A 13,999-nucleotide genomic window follows, 5' to 3' on the forward strand; every position below is an offset into this window, starting at 1 on the left:
TTGAAAATCAGTATTCCAAAGGATTGGATATAAACATTGTATACAATCTGCCTCGGGCAAGGGGGAAATATATAGCAATGTGTGAAGGAGATGATTATTGGATAGATCCGTTAAAGTTGCAAAAACAAGTAGATTTCTTAGAAAGTCATATAGAATATGGTATGATATATTCTAATGCTAAAATATATAGTCAAGATAGGGAAATATTCTTGCAATATTCTTGGGGAAATAAAAAAAGATCCACCTATGATTTGTTATTTTCTAAAACTGAAATTCCTACTTTAACTACAGTTTTTAGGCATAACCTATACTTAGAGTATGTCAATGATGTGGAAATAATGAAAAATAAATGGAAGATGGGAGATTATCCTTTATGGATATTTATTAGTTCAAAATGCAAGATAAAGTATCAGGATGATGTAACTGCTGTATATCGGGAATTAGCTGTTTCCGCCAGTCATTTTAAAACATTCGAATCTAATAGCTCTTTTTTAGAAAGTATTTATCATGTCCGTTCTTTTTTCTTTTCTTATTTGGGAATGAAGAAAGGAGCGAATCGCATAAAGGGTGAATATTATGCAGGAGTGTTGGGATGCTATTTAAAATATAATCAGAATCTGGATGGATTTAGGGATATAATTTCTAAAGAAAAAAATGCTGGATTAAAAATTTTTTTAATGAAGAAATATGTAAAAAATAAATTTTTTCAATCTTTTCTCCGATGGAGGTGGAATTTATAAAGTACTTCTTTTATTTTTTGGAAATATTATTATGAGAAAAATTTTACTTGTTTTTGGCACTCGGCCAGAAGCTATAAAGATGGCTCCTTTGGTCAAGGAGTTTCAGAAACATTTATGTGAGTTTGAAACAATTGTTTGTGTGACTGGGCAGCATCGTGAAATGCTAGATCAAGTTCTTAAGATTTTTGATATAACTCCAGATTATGATTTGAACATTATGCAAGCTGGACAAGATCTATATGATGTGACAGCTCGTGTTCTGATGGGCATGCGCGAAGTCTTAGATGAAGTAGGTCCAGAGATTGTGTTTGTACATGGGGACACTACGACTTCGATGGTTGTTTCTTTGGCTGCATATTATAAAAGAATTGCTGTAGCACATGTAGAGGCAGGGCTCCGTACTTTTGATATATATAATCCTTGGCCTGAAGAATTGAATAGGCAGATAACAGGACGGGTTGCAGCCTATCATTTTGCTCCGACAGAGCTTAGTAAGCAGAATTTGATATTGGAAGGAATAAATGAAGATAAAATATTTGTGACAGGTAATACGGTAATTGATGCTCTCCATATTGTTACCAATAGAATCAAGTCTGATATAAAAATAGAATCAAACCTTATTGATTTATTGAAAATAAAAGGATATGATCCTTTACGCACTTCCATAGGACGAAAATTGGTTTTGATAACCGGACATAGGCGTGAAAACTTTGGTGCTGGTTTTGTTAACATATGCCGAGCTATTAAACAATTGGCACAGATGTATCTGGATATTGATTTTGTTTATCCAATGCATTTGAATCCTAATGTGAGAAAACCCATTCATGATATTTTTGCAGGAGAAAAGCTCCCTAATGTTTTTTTTATTGAGCCTTTGGAATATTTATCTTTTGTTTTCTTGATGGAAAAAGCCACCATTGTTTTGACTGATAGTGGAGGTATACAAGAAGAGGCACCTGGCTTTGGTAAACCTGTTTTAGTTATGCGTGAAACGACAGAAAGACCCGAAGCTCTGAAAGCCGGCACGGTAAAACTTGTTGGAACTGATTATGATAAAATCATAAAAGAAGTATCTAAACTTCTTGATGATCAAGAGTACTATAATAGCATGAGTAAAGCTGTGAATCCTTATGGTGACGGAAATGCATGTTTTAGAATTATAAACACTTTTATGTCATGAATGAAGTAATTAGATTAGGAGTTATTTGTGATCAGTTTGGAAATTTGCAGCGTGGAGGTGCTGAAGCACAAGTTGAAAATACAATTGCCGCTTTACAAAAAACAGGTTTGGTATCTGTTGAATATATAACACATGAAACAACTGATTTATCAAAGTTTGATTTAATTCATTTTTTTAAGTCTAGTTTTGAATATACTCCTGTTGCCATAACTTTAGCAGAAAAGGAGATTCCTTATGTTGTTTCTACAATTATATATCCTAAAAACTTTAGACTTGAAGTGCTGGCATATAACCTGACTAGGATATTTCCTAAAAAATTAAAAAGTTTATTGAGCATTTCGCGGAGGGTCCAATTGTGGGATAAAGCTTCTGCATTATTTCCTAATACGATTGACGAAGCTAAATTTATATCAAATGTAACGAAAAATGACTTTGTTAAAGTTGTTCCTAATGGGCTTGACTTATATGAGATGACAGATGTTTCCAAAGACTTATTTGAAACTGAATATCCTTTTTTGAAGAATCGGAAATTTGTTTTAAATGTAGCAAGAGTGGAACGCAGAAAGAATCAGAAATTATTGGTTCAGGCTTGTAAAGAGTTAGATATGCCAGTCGTTGTAGTTGGCAAAATTTGGGATAAGAAGTACTATGAAGAGATTCTTAATATTGGATATAAGGAGTGCTATTTTCTTGGGCCAATTTATAATCGGAAGCTATTGTTTAGTGCATACAAATCGTGTTCTGTTTTTGCACTACCTTCAACACTAGAGACTCCCGGTATTGCAGCAATGGAGGCTGCTTTTTATAATGTACCTATTGTTATTACTCGAAATGGTGGTACTAATCTATATTTTGAAGATAAGGCTTATTATGTGGATTGGAGAAATGTGCAGGAAATAAAAGCCGGAATTACTGAAATGATTGATAAACCTGTTGATACTAAACAAATGATATCAAATTACTCTTGGGATAATATAGCTAATATGTATGTAGAAATGTATAAAGCTATTTGCCATAAATGACATTGTATAGAAAAAATAAGCTCAATTTAAAAGAATGTGCAGGATGGTTAATAGTATGTGGTATTTTCATGGAAAGATACTATGAAATGGTCATTCTATTCTTGGCTCTACTTGTTATAAATCAACTTCAGAAGAAGTTGAATTTTAGTAGAAATATTTTGTTTTTTTTATTAATACTTGGTATATATTCTTTTTCATGCATTACACTGTCTAATTATGCGTATGATAAGTTTATTCAACAGTTTTTTTTATTGACTTATTTTGTAATGTGTTATGCGGTGATTTTTAGATATTTTCGTGGGGATATTCCTGCATTATTTGCTAAATATCTTTGTATTGCACATGTTGTTGCATATTTGGGTATTATCCAATTTGCTGTTTATTATATTTGTGGAATCGATATATTTTGCTGGGTTTATGGACGGGCATCGGTTGAAGTACTTCCAGGCATATTGAGGGTGTCCTCAATTATTGATGAACCAAGTTATTTGAGTACAATATTAACTCCGGCTTTCGCCTATTATTTATTTACAGGATTATTTCCTCTGAATAAAAGAAAGCTTATTGTGATATTAGCTATCTTTCTGACTTTTAGTACGATCACATTTGTTGTTGTCGGTATCCTTTTATTTTATAAATACGTTTATTTACGAAACAAATACGCCTGTTATTCCATTTTTATTATTTTATTGCTATTGTTTTTATTGGGAGGGAATTTTAAAAGACTGGAACAATCGGGTGAAGAAACTGCTTTTAGTGCAATAGTAATGAAGCTTCAAGACACTTATGAAGGTTTTATTGCTATGGATCCAGATGTATTTGAAACGTTGAATATGAGTTCTTATGCTACTATGGTTAATGTGTGGGTCGCATTAAATGCTCCTAATAGAATAATGGGTACCGGATTGGGGACACATGAATTAAATTACTATCGAGAATATAAATCAGATTATATTTTTTATGGTCTTAATGCTCAAGATGGCTATTCTTTGTTAAATCGTTTGTATTCGGAATTTGGCGTATTAGGTCTAATATTATGTTTATGGGTGATATATAGAAATTATAATTTGAATAATATAATAAATATTTCCGTCTTCTTTCTGATACTAACACTGCTAATACGTGGAGGACATTATGTTAGATATGGATTTATTTTTTGGGCTTTTCTTTATTACTATTCTGGTTCTTTTATCTATTCTTCAAAAAAATAAAAAATGAACACTATAATTATCTCTGCTGTTAATTTGACAGAGGGAGGAACCTTGAGTATTTTAAAGAGCTTCTTGCAGGCTCTTAGTATGTCCGAGTTAAGTAATATTTATAGGGTTATTGCACTTGTTAATAATAAGGATAAAATTCTTTATCCGAATATAGAGTATATAGAGTTGCCAAAAGCAAAAAAAAGATGGCTATACCGTATTTATTATGAATATTTTTATTTCAAAAAAATATCAAATCAATTTGATGTCTATTTGTGGCTTTCTTTACATGACATGTCGCCTAATGTAAAAGCTCGGCGAAGAGCTGTCTATATGCATAATCCATCCCCTTTTTTTAGATGGAAAGTGAAAGATGTTTTTTTGTCAAAAAAATACGTCTTCTTTGCAATGTTTTATAAATGGGCGTATCGAATTAACATTCATCAAAATAATTATTTGATTGTTCAACAAGACTGGTTACGTAAAGCTTTTGGTGAGATGTTTAAGGTTGATCAGAAAAAAATTATTGTAGCTAGACCTTACCATGAAGAAATAGATTCAAAAGAAAGGAATAGTGTTAGTACACTTCCTTTTACTTTCTTCTTTCCTGCATTGGCCCGTCCTTTTAAAAATTTTGAGGTTATATGTGAAGCTGTTATCATTTTGAATAAATTGAATATAAAAAATTTTAGAGTGGTACTAACTATTGATGGTACAGAGAATAGCTATTCCAATCATATTTTAGAAAAGTATAAATCTGTACTTAATATTGAGTTTGTAGGACTTTTAAGGATGGAACAGATGCATGATATGTATTTAAAAACTGATGTATTACTGTTTCCTAGTAAACTGGAGACTTGGGGACTTCCTATATCAGAATTTAAAGAGTATCGAAAACCTATGATAATTGCGGATCTTGAGTATGCACATGAAACATCTGAGGGTAGTTTATGTACTGCTTTTTTTGATGTTAATAGCCCTCAAATGTTAGCGGAATTGATGATTGATGCAATAAATGATAATTATATAAAGTTTTCTACTGTCCCTTATAAAAAGGTAGCTTCTCCCTACGTCGTAAGTTACTACGATCTTATGCTTCTTCTATTAAAATGATTTTGATGTATTCCTTTTATTTAGATTGATCTTTTTAGTTCTAATATAGATTATGCTTAATGTCCGAATAACAGCCAGTTTAGTGTTGTATAAAAATGAGAAGGTAGATGTTGAAAATATCTGCCGATTAATTTGTGGTGAGATAATACATAAATTATATGTAATAGATAATTCTCCATCCGATGAACTCGGAACTTCTATTAGTGTAATTTCAGACAAAATAGTTTATCTTTTTAATGGTACCAATTTAGGATATGGTGCAGCACATAACATTGGAATAAAAAAAGCTATTGAAGAAAAAGTCGATTATCATGTAGTGATAAATCCGGATATATCATTTTCAAAAGGTATTTTTAAGTCATTGGCTATGTATATGGGTGAAAATCATAATTGTGGCTTGGTTATGCCTAAAGTTGTATACCCTAATGGAGATATTCAATATTTATGTAAATTGTTACCAACTCCATGGGATTTGTTCGGACGTCGCTTTCTTCCATTGAAAAAATATAATAGAAATAGAAATTATAAATATGAATTAATCTTTTCTGGCTATGATAAAATAATGTGGGTGCCTTCTTTGTCTGGTTGCTTTATGTTTATGAGAGTTGATGTTTTAAGAAAAATAGGTGGATTTGACGAGCGTTTTTTTATGTATGCAGAAGATTTGGATTTATCACGTAGGATAGGGACTATTTCTGACACAATATTTAATCCTAATATAATAGTTATGCACGGATATGATAAAGGGTCTTATAAAAGCTGGAAGCTTTTGAGATTTCATATATTTTCTGTTTTTAAATATTTCAATAAATGGGGATGGTTTTTTGATTCTTATAGGAAGGATATCAATAAAAAATGTTTGAATTATCTGGAAAATAAATAATATATTATGAAAGGCATTGTTTTAGCCGGTGGTTCTGGTACTCGTCTGTACCCCATCACCAAAGGAGTTAGTAAACAGCTTCTTCCTATTTTTGATAAACCGATGATTTATTATCCGGTTTCGGTGTTGATGCTTGCCGGTATCCGTGAAATCTTGATTATATCTACTCCGGATGATCTTCCTGCTTTCCGACGTTTACTGGGAGATGGTTCTGATTACGGAATACGTTTAGAGTATGCGGAACAACCTTCTCCGGATGGTTTGGCTCAGGCATTCATTATCGGTGAGGAATTCATTGGGAGTGATTCGGTTTGTTTGGTGCTTGGAGATAATATCTTCTATGGGCAGAGTTTTACCCGTATGCTGAATGAAGCTGTACGCATGGCAGAAGTGGAACAGAAGGCAACGGTGTTCGGTTATTGGGTAAGTGATCCGGAACGTTATGGAGTGGCTGAATTTGACAAAGAAGGAAATGTCTTGAGTCTGGAAGAGAAGCCTGAAGAACCGAAGTCTAATTATGCAGTGGTAGGGCTTTATTTCTATCCGAATAAGGTGGTGGAAGTAGCAAAAAAAATAGAGCCCTCAGCACGCGGAGAATTGGAGATAACGACAGTGAATCAGGAATTTCTCAAAGATCAGGAACTGAAAGTTCAGTTGTTAGGTCGTGGTTTTGCCTGGTTGGATACCGGTACGCATGATTCTTTAAGTGAAGCATCTACTTTTATTGAAGTGATAGAAAAGCGTCAGGGATTGAAAGTAGCTTGTTTGGAAGGAATTGCTTTGAGGCAAGGTTGGATCAGTGCCGATAAGATGCGTGAATTGGCAAAGCCGATGCTGAAGAACCAGTATGGACAGTATTTGTTGAAAGTGATACAGGAACTTGGTTTGAAATGAATGTAATAAAGACTGCTATCGATGGGGTTGTTATCCTTGAGCCCCGTATTTTTAAAGATGACCGGGGATATTTCTTTGAATCTTTTAATCAGAGGGAGTTTGAGGAAAAAGTATGCAAGACTACGTTTGTCCAGGATAATGAAAGTAAATCGAGTTATGGTGTACTTCGTGGTTTACATTTTCAACAGGCCCCTTTTGCTCAGAGTAAATTGGTGCGTGTAGTGAAAGGAGCGGTATTGGATGTAGCTGTTGATATCCGTAAAGGATCTCCTACATTTGGACAACATGTGGCAGTAGAGTTGACGGAGGATAATCATCGTCAATTTTTCATTCCCCGTGGGTTGGCACATGGATTCAGTGTATTGAGTGAGGCAGTTGTTTTTCAGTATAAGTGTGATAATTTTTATGCTCCGCATAGTGAGGGTGCCATTGCCTGGGATGATCCGGATTTGGGTATTGACTGGCGTATTCCGGCAGATCGTGTGATTCTCTCGGAGAAGGACAGCAGGCATCCTCGGTTGAAAGATTTAAATTTATGATTCTCTCTTCTTTGGTACATACCGATTTTCAGCCTTATTTACTACTTAATACGGATGCATGGGCTTTACCTGGGGATAAGGCGTTGGAATTGTTGGTTTATCTTGAACAGCAAGGTGTCAGGCAGATCTACTGTGTACCTCCGGTAAAGGTGGAAAATGAAGGGAATGCTTCTTCTTTTCTGAAAGAAGCCTTTCAATATTTACAGCAGCAATACTCCGGTAATATCTCTTTGCGTTTGTCGGCAAGATATCGTTTGGATGAAGGATTTCCGGCTTTGTTGGAGAAGGGAGATTTGTTGGCGATAGGAGGGGGGAAGGAGTTACTGGTAGATGTGTCTCCTTTAAAACAGCCGGAAGGACTCAGTGAGATGATTCATGCCATCTGCCTGTCGGGTTATATCCCTGTTCTGATGCAACCGGAACGTTCACTTTATTGGGGAACGGAAGACTATCTGCACTTGCGGGAATCGGGATGCAGGCTGATGCTGAATCTATATTCCTTGTTCGGTTACAATGGTGACGGAGCGTTGAATTACAGCCGTATGTTGTTGAAAAAGGAGTGGTATACATATCTCTGTTCGGGCAGGGAGGATACAAAGGTGATGCGATACAGTGAATCGTTTTCGATGGAGGAGGATGACGATTTGGCGATGAAATTGCAGGAGATAGAAAGAAGCAGCAGACTGTTGTGGTCTGTTACGGGAAACGGGTAACGGCGGTTATTCGTGTTTTAGGCGGCAGCCGGGATTACCGTAACAGGTGATTCCGGCTGTTTTTATATAATATCTTTGAATCTGTTGAGAAGTCAATATTACTGATATGTAATGTTCCAAGCATTTATGAAAGTTACTTTAGGACGACTACTTTGGAATATTATTGATGTTTTAATGGCGGTTAGTTTGATAATTCTGATTGTATATCCGTATAAAAATAAAAGATTGTGATAACTTCTGTATTTTTCCCTTAAAAGTATACTGCATATTTGAATATTTGCAGTATATTTGCAAGGAATAGTTATAGGGAATATGTGCATTGAAGACCAACTTAAAAAAAATGGCTTTGTCTCTACACAAGGTTTGACTGACTGGCAGGAACAGCAATTGCAGGCCTCAGTTCGCAAAGGAGAGGCTATGCGCTTAAAAAATGGCGTATACGCTCATATTGACGCATTGGCAGGTACAATGGTGGATATTCGCCTGATTGTTCCTAATGGCATTCTCTGTCTTTGGTCGGCATGGTCGGTTTATAATCTCACTACTCAGATTCCGAATGCTTACTATGTGGCCATTAAGCGTAGTCGAAAAGTAGTTCTGCCTGAATATCCCGAATTTCAACTGATATATCAATCTGACAAATTACTATCTATCGGTGCTACTCGGAAAGAAATACAAGGATACGATGTGCCGATCTTTGATGTGGAACGTTCGGTTTGTGATGTGGTCAAGTATCGAAATAAAGTGGGAATTGATGTGATGGCAGAAGTCCTTCAAGCCTATCTGAAACGTCCCGATAAGAATATATCTCTATTGATGGATTATGCCTCTAAACTAAGAATACGTAATACACTTAATCATTATCTTGAGGCATGGCTATAAAAGAAATATATAACTATGGGGACTCAGTGAAAGCTAGGTTGTTGAATATTTCACGGAGAAATGGACAAAGCTATCAAATGCTTGTAACCCGATACCTCCAAGAGCGTTTGCTCTATCGTTTATCAATCAGCCGTTTTTATGACCATTTCTTTTTGAAAGGTGGAGCATTGCTATATGCTCATGAGCGTTTTTTGGCGAGGCCAACATTGGATATTGACTTCATGGGGTATCACATCGACAATAACAAAGAAAATATAAAAAAGATATTTGCAGAAATTTGCTCCATCTCTTACGAACAAGATGGTGTAATATTTTACATTGATACACTGCGTACTGATGAGATTGCAATTGAGAAGAAATATCCGGGTGTAAGATTGACGTTGACAGCCTCTCTTGATACGATTCGCCAGTATGTTTCTATGGATATAGGATTTGGAGATGTGATAACTCCCAGTCCATCTGAATTGGATTATCCGAACTTACTTGACGGATTCCCCAATACTGACATCATGGCTTATTCTTTGGAGACAGTTGTGGCAGAGAAATTTCAGACTATGATTTCAAGAGCAGAAACAAATAGTCGAATGAAAGATTTTTATGATCTCTATACGATCTTGCAAGGAGGAAAATATAATGCGGAAATATTAGATGAAGCTATAAAGGCAACATTCAAGAATCGCCAAACTAACTACATGGAAAATCACGTTGCATTTAGTCTTGCCTTTGCAAAGAACTCGAATTTGAACATAAGGTGGAATGCATTCATGAAGAAACTTAAGATTCCAACTCAACTTACTTTTTTTGAAGTAATGGATTACCTCCAAGTCAAACTAAAACCTTATTGGGAAAATTTGAAATAATATTGAGAAGTTCTGTACTCACCCTGCCATAATAGTAGGAAGGCTGCAACATCTAAAAGTAATATCTTATTGGCAGGATCAGGAACTGATAGAGAAGGTCGATTTGGATAGTGCCGTTAAGTGATTGCGCTATCTGGCAATTCCGGTCCCATCACGATTGGGACCGGAGAATTAGGAATAACCGAATAATATGTGTATATTTGCCGTTACTAACATTGGGTTTATACTGAAATCTTCTTTGTGCGTGATTGTTTTCCGCTTTATTCTGCGGCTTATGGCATTCCCCAATCGACATCATTATTTGCTGCTTTGTTCAGGATAAAAGCATCGCGCCTATGTGCTGCTGGCATTCGGCGTAGCGTATGATCTGGATATAATGATGAAATCGTTTGTTTATTGGTGTGTGTGACATAAAACTGCCTATCCGGCAATCAACATGTAAAAGAACAGGCAGTATTGATTCAGACATAAAATTATTGAATGGTAAAAAAAATAACAACAAGTAAACGTGACCGGGAGAAGCTAAAGGAGCAGAAACGTAAGGAGAAGCAACAACGTAAAGAGGAACGCCAAAGCAGCGGTCCAAGTTCTTTTGAGGATATGATTGCTTATGTAGACCAATTCGGTGTTTTGCATTCAGTGCCGCAGGAACGGATTGAGGAAGAAGTAGATGCATCTCATATCGAGGTTTCTGTACCTAAACAAGAGAATGTGGAAGTGGCTCCTCACATGGGGCGTATCGAGTATTTTAATGCTGCGAAAGGCTATGGTTTTGTGAAAGATACGGATAATGGCGAAAAGTATTTCTTCCATATCTCTTCTGCCCCAGCAACAATTGCTGAAGGTGATAGAGTGACATTTGAAATAGAGCGCGGTATGCGTGGAATGAACGCTGTACGAATATCAATAGTGACTGAATAGCAAAGTGGCTTCCGAAATAAGTAATTATCACGGATAATAATAATGGATATGGCCCCAATAATTGATAACTCAATTATTGGGGCCATATTGGTAAGTGATTGTTACTTTTCGTTTTTATTTCAGCTTTTGTATATTTAAGGCCATATTGATCGAATATCTTGAACACATCTTTTTATCTCAGGATAGGTGAAATAAAGATCGGCATTTAGGAGCTTCTTTTTAAATGTATCTTTTCTTTGATAAATAGTTGCTATTTTGTCATATTCGCCCGCTTCTGACAGACGTTTTTTTTCGTTTCTTTTCAATATATTGCATATTTCTTCTCCTAATTTTGTAATCAAATCGTATAGATTATGTCCACGAATATATAAGTAGGTATTTTCTTCTGTAAGTCCCAGGCGTTTGTATTTGGCTTTCTCTACTGCTTCATCATAATTGGGATAAATACTTTTTAAATAGGATATTTGGGGAGTAACTCTTTTATGAAGAGTGGTAATAATATAGTCTCCATTGTCATCTATTCTATTGTTGCTGTAGGGGAATGATAGTAATTTGAAAAAGTCAGTATTGGGTAATTTCCTTTCCTTTTGTCTGTGATCATATAAGAAAAGAAGAAATAACGGATAAATCTCTTTTGAGTATGCCAACAAAAACTTATTAAAGTCAAAAATGCTATTTGTAAATCCGCAGGTCAATATAGGTAACGCAGCTAAACGATCTGTGAAACAAAGATGATTTTCGAAAGAATAAGTATAAGTCTGTAGTATGTAATGCTTGGCATCTATATCTGGTTCTTGCATTAAATAGTGTAAATCACTGTCTATGGCAATCGCCATCTTACTGTCGAGGAAATCTTTGAAAATAAGACAAGTGGAACTTCCCGTAGCTTTATTTCCAGATTGGGAGCGGCTGTAGGGAATAAAATAAAAATTGTATTGAGGACATGCCTCTTTAAATATTTTATTCCAAAATATAATATCGTTTTTATCTTCCAGATGGATGACAGCTTTACATCCATTCAACAACAGTGAGGCTTTGTAGTTTTGTGCTACAGTTGCATAATAAGCTTTTTTGCTTGGTGTCATTTCTCTTTTTATATCGGTTTGACGATATCCTCCATAAATACTAATTTATCTCCCCATCCATCGGCAAAGATACTCGGTGAATGAGTTGAAAGAATGATCTGGCAATTTTTATTTAGAATTTGTATAGCTTCAATTAATCGTCTTTGCCATTCGATGTGAAGGGATAGTTCCGGTTCGTCCATTAACAGAATGAACGGTTTGTCTTCCTTTAAAAATACCTTGAGTAATATGAGTAACAATTGTTTTTCTCCTGAGGATAGCTGTTCCGGTTCTATTTCCTCTTCTTGGTTTAAAAACGTGAAAACCATTTTGTTTTTTGAATTGATACTGATCTGTTTTTGGGTACTTGCAAAAAAACTATTGATTATTTTAAATAACATCGAGATTCGTTCTTGTATCTCTTCTGACTGTTCAGGGTAGTTAAGGATTTTTGAACGATAGTCGATGAAATTGAAAACGTTTTTATTTAGCGGATAAATAGTCATATCCAATTCTTGCATAAGAGAAGATTGAGTACTTTTCTTAGCTGTCGGTATGTCGAATGTATTGATGTATTCGATGTCTAAAAGCCAGTCTTTTTGAAATTCTATGCTAAAATCTTTTTTGTCTGCATGATATAATATGCTACCTCCTGCATCAAACCGAATAAAGATATCTGTTTTAAGCTTATTGAGCTCTTTGATATCACTTGTAAGTAGCAAGTAGATAAATCGGAGAAAGGTAGATTTGCCACTTCCATTGGGACCGACGAGGATATTGACTTTGGGATCTACGTGATTCCATTCGATGTCCTGTTTTCCCCACATCTTTTTAATTTGTATCTGCGAAATCTTCATTGCTTCTGTTTTATAATTACTTACTGTTTATCAGCTTGATTTTAATAAAGGCTGTCATTGCAAAGATAACCAATCTCTTTTAATATTTGTTCAGTAGAAACTTTTTTTCATAAGTCGCCCCACTGAGCGACTTATGAAAAAAGGAAAATTTATTTTTCCGCAGCCTCTTCTTGGGCTTTCTGTTCCATTTTTCTTTTCACAAATTCGATTTTCAGGTTGGCTTCTTCTTTCTCTTGCTGAATCTGACGTATGGATGAAAGTAATTTGGCCAACTCGTAAGTACCGACGAGTGCTTCACGGTCGGAAGGAGTCATGGTAATGGAGAATTTCCGTTCGCCGAGATACTCGACACGGATATTTTTCTTATCGCGGTTCATGTAGAGGAAACTGAGGACGTTGCCGTCTTCTCCCATTTTGTAGTCGGCTTTTTCGATTTTTTCTCCCAGATCGGTAGTCTCGTAGCTGTCGTTGGAGGCTGGGGTTTCGGCAAAACTTCCGTCTGGTGCTATCACTTTGACTGCTACGTGGTGGATATTGCTTGGGCCGCAATAGATGGATGTCAGTGTCATTACTCCCTGTTCGTTCACCTGGAAGCGGAGGAAAGAACGATGCAGGTTTTTCTCTACGGTTTGGGTAGGCCAAAAGTAGTTACCGATTTTTTGATATTCTTCGTTTTTCTCAAAAGTATATTTATTCTTGATAGCTTCGAACTCTTGCTGTTTGACTTGTAGCATGCTATCCAGATATATAAGGCTTTCTTGCTGTTCTTTCAGTTCTACCTGTTGCATCAGTTTGATACCTTCTTTACGGGTATCGAATGCCTTTGGATACAGAATTTTAATACTGTCGATCTGCAACTTGGCTTCGTTGTAGTCGTTGCGTTCAAAAGCTGCGCGGGCAGCTGCAAGCTTTTCACCCGCTTTCTTCTCGATGTTGTCACCACAAGCAGTCAGCAGTGACAATGTACATGCCAGGACAATCAGTTTTTTCATTTTGTTGTTCTTTACTTAAGAAAGGGCAAAAATACAAATTTAGACTGAAGAGTGGAAAGTGAAGAGCGAAAAGTTGTACCTTTGCGGCCTAATTAACTGTAAGGTGTTAGTAACGGACTACCACCTTCAATCACTGTAAA

The 13,999-nt window shown here is 35.7% G+C and carries 16 protein-coding genes; 13 read left to right on the plus strand and 3 right to left on the minus strand.

What is annotated here, in order from left to right; all coding sequences use genetic code 11:
• From ISX59_RS13030 to ISX59_RS13085, 13 genes are all read left to right on the plus strand, one after another.
• The coding region (locus tag ISX59_RS13030; protein ID WP_220575965.1) for a hypothetical protein at positions 1-740 on the plus strand (740 nt) is incomplete at its 5' end.
• A 31-nt stretch (positions 741-771) separates the two neighbouring features.
• Positions 772-1,920, plus strand: coding sequence for a non-hydrolyzing UDP-N-acetylglucosamine 2-epimerase (gene wecB, locus ISX59_RS13035; protein WP_005821579.1), 1,149 nt, complete (start codon positions 772-774; stop codon positions 1,918-1,920).
• Complete coding sequence (locus ISX59_RS13040; RefSeq protein ID WP_220575966.1) at positions 1,917-2,942, plus strand: glycosyltransferase family 4 protein; 1,026 nt, start codon at positions 1,917-1,919, stop codon at positions 2,940-2,942. The genes wecB and ISX59_RS13040 overlap by 4 nt, the downstream gene beginning before the upstream one ends.
• On the plus strand, positions 2,939-4,153 hold the full coding sequence (locus ISX59_RS13045; RefSeq protein WP_005808180.1) for a hypothetical protein: 1,215 nt from the start codon (positions 2,939-2,941) through the stop codon (positions 4,151-4,153). The genes ISX59_RS13040 and ISX59_RS13045 overlap by 4 nt, the downstream gene beginning before the upstream one ends.
• A 3-nt stretch (positions 4,154-4,156) precedes the next feature.
• Positions 4,157-5,254 carry a glycosyltransferase gene (locus ISX59_RS13050; protein ID WP_005821578.1) on the plus strand — a complete coding sequence of 366 codons (1,098 nt, stop codon included), beginning with the start codon at positions 4,157-4,159 and terminating at the stop codon, positions 5,252-5,254.
• A gap of 52 nt (positions 5,255-5,306) precedes the next feature.
• Positions 5,307-6,137, plus strand: coding sequence for a glycosyltransferase family 2 protein (locus ISX59_RS13055; protein ID WP_005808175.1), 831 nt, complete (start codon positions 5,307-5,309; stop codon positions 6,135-6,137).
• A 6-nt stretch (positions 6,138-6,143) separates the two neighbouring features.
• Entirely contained in the window at positions 6,144-7,031 is an 888-nt protein-coding gene (gene rfbA, locus ISX59_RS13060) for a glucose-1-phosphate thymidylyltransferase RfbA (RefSeq protein WP_005808173.1), read from the plus strand.
• Complete coding sequence (gene rfbC, locus ISX59_RS13065) at positions 7,028-7,570, plus strand: dTDP-4-dehydrorhamnose 3,5-epimerase (RefSeq protein ID WP_005808170.1); 543 nt, start codon at positions 7,028-7,030, stop codon at positions 7,568-7,570. Before rfbA ends, rfbC begins: the two co-directional genes overlap by 4 nt.
• Entirely contained in the window at positions 7,567-8,283 is a 717-nt protein-coding gene (locus ISX59_RS13070) for a CpsB/CapC family capsule biosynthesis tyrosine phosphatase (RefSeq protein ID WP_220575967.1), read from the plus strand. The genes rfbC and ISX59_RS13070 overlap by 4 nt, the downstream gene beginning before the upstream one ends.
• Positions 8,284-8,394: 111 nt before the next feature.
• Complete coding sequence (locus tag ISX59_RS21445; protein ID WP_350338497.1) at positions 8,395-8,514, plus strand: DUF6804 family protein; 120 nt, start codon at positions 8,395-8,397, stop codon at positions 8,512-8,514.
• An 81-nt stretch (positions 8,515-8,595) separates the two neighbouring features.
• The gene (locus tag ISX59_RS13075) at positions 8,596-9,165 is read left to right on the plus strand and encodes a hypothetical protein (RefSeq protein WP_005781128.1); all 570 of its coding nucleotides are present in this window, start codon (positions 8,596-8,598) and stop codon (positions 9,163-9,165) included.
• Complete coding sequence (locus tag ISX59_RS13080) at positions 9,156-10,025, plus strand: nucleotidyl transferase AbiEii/AbiGii toxin family protein (protein ID WP_005821574.1); 870 nt, start codon at positions 9,156-9,158, stop codon at positions 10,023-10,025. Before ISX59_RS13075 ends, ISX59_RS13080 begins: the two co-directional genes overlap by 10 nt.
• Positions 10,026-10,505: 480 nt before the next feature.
• Entirely contained in the window at positions 10,506-10,946 is a 441-nt protein-coding gene (locus ISX59_RS13085; RefSeq protein WP_005808167.1) for a cold-shock protein, read from the plus strand.
• A 134-nt stretch (positions 10,947-11,080) separates the two neighbouring features.
• Here ISX59_RS13085 and ISX59_RS13090 read toward each other — a convergent pair whose 3' ends face one another.
• From ISX59_RS13090 to ISX59_RS13100, 3 genes are all read right to left on the minus strand, one after another.
• A complete protein-coding gene (locus tag ISX59_RS13090) occupies positions 11,081-12,031 on the minus strand; it encodes a DUF4435 domain-containing protein (RefSeq protein WP_032535456.1) in 951 nt (316 codons plus the stop codon).
• 8 nt (positions 12,032-12,039) lie between these two features.
• Positions 12,040-12,867 (minus strand): AAA family ATPase, encoded by an 828-nt coding sequence (locus tag ISX59_RS13095; RefSeq protein ID WP_005808164.1) that lies wholly within the window; start codon positions 12,865-12,867, stop codon positions 12,040-12,042.
• A 149-nt stretch (positions 12,868-13,016) separates the two neighbouring features.
• Positions 13,017-13,859, minus strand: coding sequence for a hypothetical protein (locus tag ISX59_RS13100; RefSeq protein WP_005808162.1), 843 nt, complete (start codon positions 13,857-13,859; stop codon positions 13,017-13,019).
• Positions 13,860-13,999: the final 140 nt, after the last annotated feature.

Source organism: Bacteroides sp. FSHCM14E1 (assembly GCF_019633785.1).
GTDB classification, from domain to species: Bacteria; Bacteroidota; Bacteroidia; order Bacteroidales; family Bacteroidaceae; genus Bacteroides; species Bacteroides hominis.

What these genes read in the sequence shown, in the direction of transcription:
- wecB (WP_005821579.1), top strand. Translation starts at nt 772, where the DNA reads ATGAGAAAAATTTTACTTGTTTTTGGCACTCGGCCAGAAGCTATAAAG.
- ISX59_RS13040 (WP_220575966.1), top strand. Translation starts at nt 1,917, where the DNA reads ATGAATGAAGTAATTAGATTAGGAGTTATTTGTGATCAGTTTGGAAAT.
- ISX59_RS13045 (WP_005808180.1), top strand. Translation starts at nt 2,939, where the DNA reads ATGACATTGTATAGAAAAAATAAGCTCAATTTAAAAGAATGTGCAGGA.
- ISX59_RS13050 (WP_005821578.1), top strand. Translation starts at nt 4,157, where the DNA reads ATGAACACTATAATTATCTCTGCTGTTAATTTGACAGAGGGAGGAACC.
- ISX59_RS13055 (WP_005808175.1), top strand. Translation starts at nt 5,307, where the DNA reads ATGCTTAATGTCCGAATAACAGCCAGTTTAGTGTTGTATAAAAATGAG.
- rfbA (WP_005808173.1), top strand. Translation starts at nt 6,144, where the DNA reads ATGAAAGGCATTGTTTTAGCCGGTGGTTCTGGTACTCGTCTGTACCCC.
- rfbC (WP_005808170.1), top strand. Translation starts at nt 7,028, where the DNA reads ATGAATGTAATAAAGACTGCTATCGATGGGGTTGTTATCCTTGAGCCC.
- ISX59_RS13070 (WP_220575967.1), top strand. Translation starts at nt 7,567, where the DNA reads ATGATTCTCTCTTCTTTGGTACATACCGATTTTCAGCCTTATTTACTA.
- ISX59_RS21445 (WP_350338497.1), top strand. Translation starts at nt 8,395, where the DNA reads ATGTTCCAAGCATTTATGAAAGTTACTTTAGGACGACTACTTTGGAAT.
- ISX59_RS13075 (WP_005781128.1), top strand. Translation starts at nt 8,596, where the DNA reads ATGTGCATTGAAGACCAACTTAAAAAAAATGGCTTTGTCTCTACACAA.
- ISX59_RS13080 (WP_005821574.1), top strand. Translation starts at nt 9,156, where the DNA reads ATGGCTATAAAAGAAATATATAACTATGGGGACTCAGTGAAAGCTAGG.
- ISX59_RS13085 (WP_005808167.1), top strand. Translation starts at nt 10,506, where the DNA reads ATGGTAAAAAAAATAACAACAAGTAAACGTGACCGGGAGAAGCTAAAG.
- ISX59_RS13090 (WP_032535456.1), bottom strand. Translation starts at nt 12,031, where the DNA reads ATGACACCAAGCAAAAAAGCTTATTATGCAACTGTAGCACAAAACTAC.
- ISX59_RS13095 (WP_005808164.1), bottom strand. Translation starts at nt 12,867, where the DNA reads ATGAAGATTTCGCAGATACAAATTAAAAAGATGTGGGGAAAACAGGAC.
- ISX59_RS13100 (WP_005808162.1), bottom strand. Translation starts at nt 13,859, where the DNA reads ATGAAAAAACTGATTGTCCTGGCATGTACATTGTCACTGCTGACTGCT.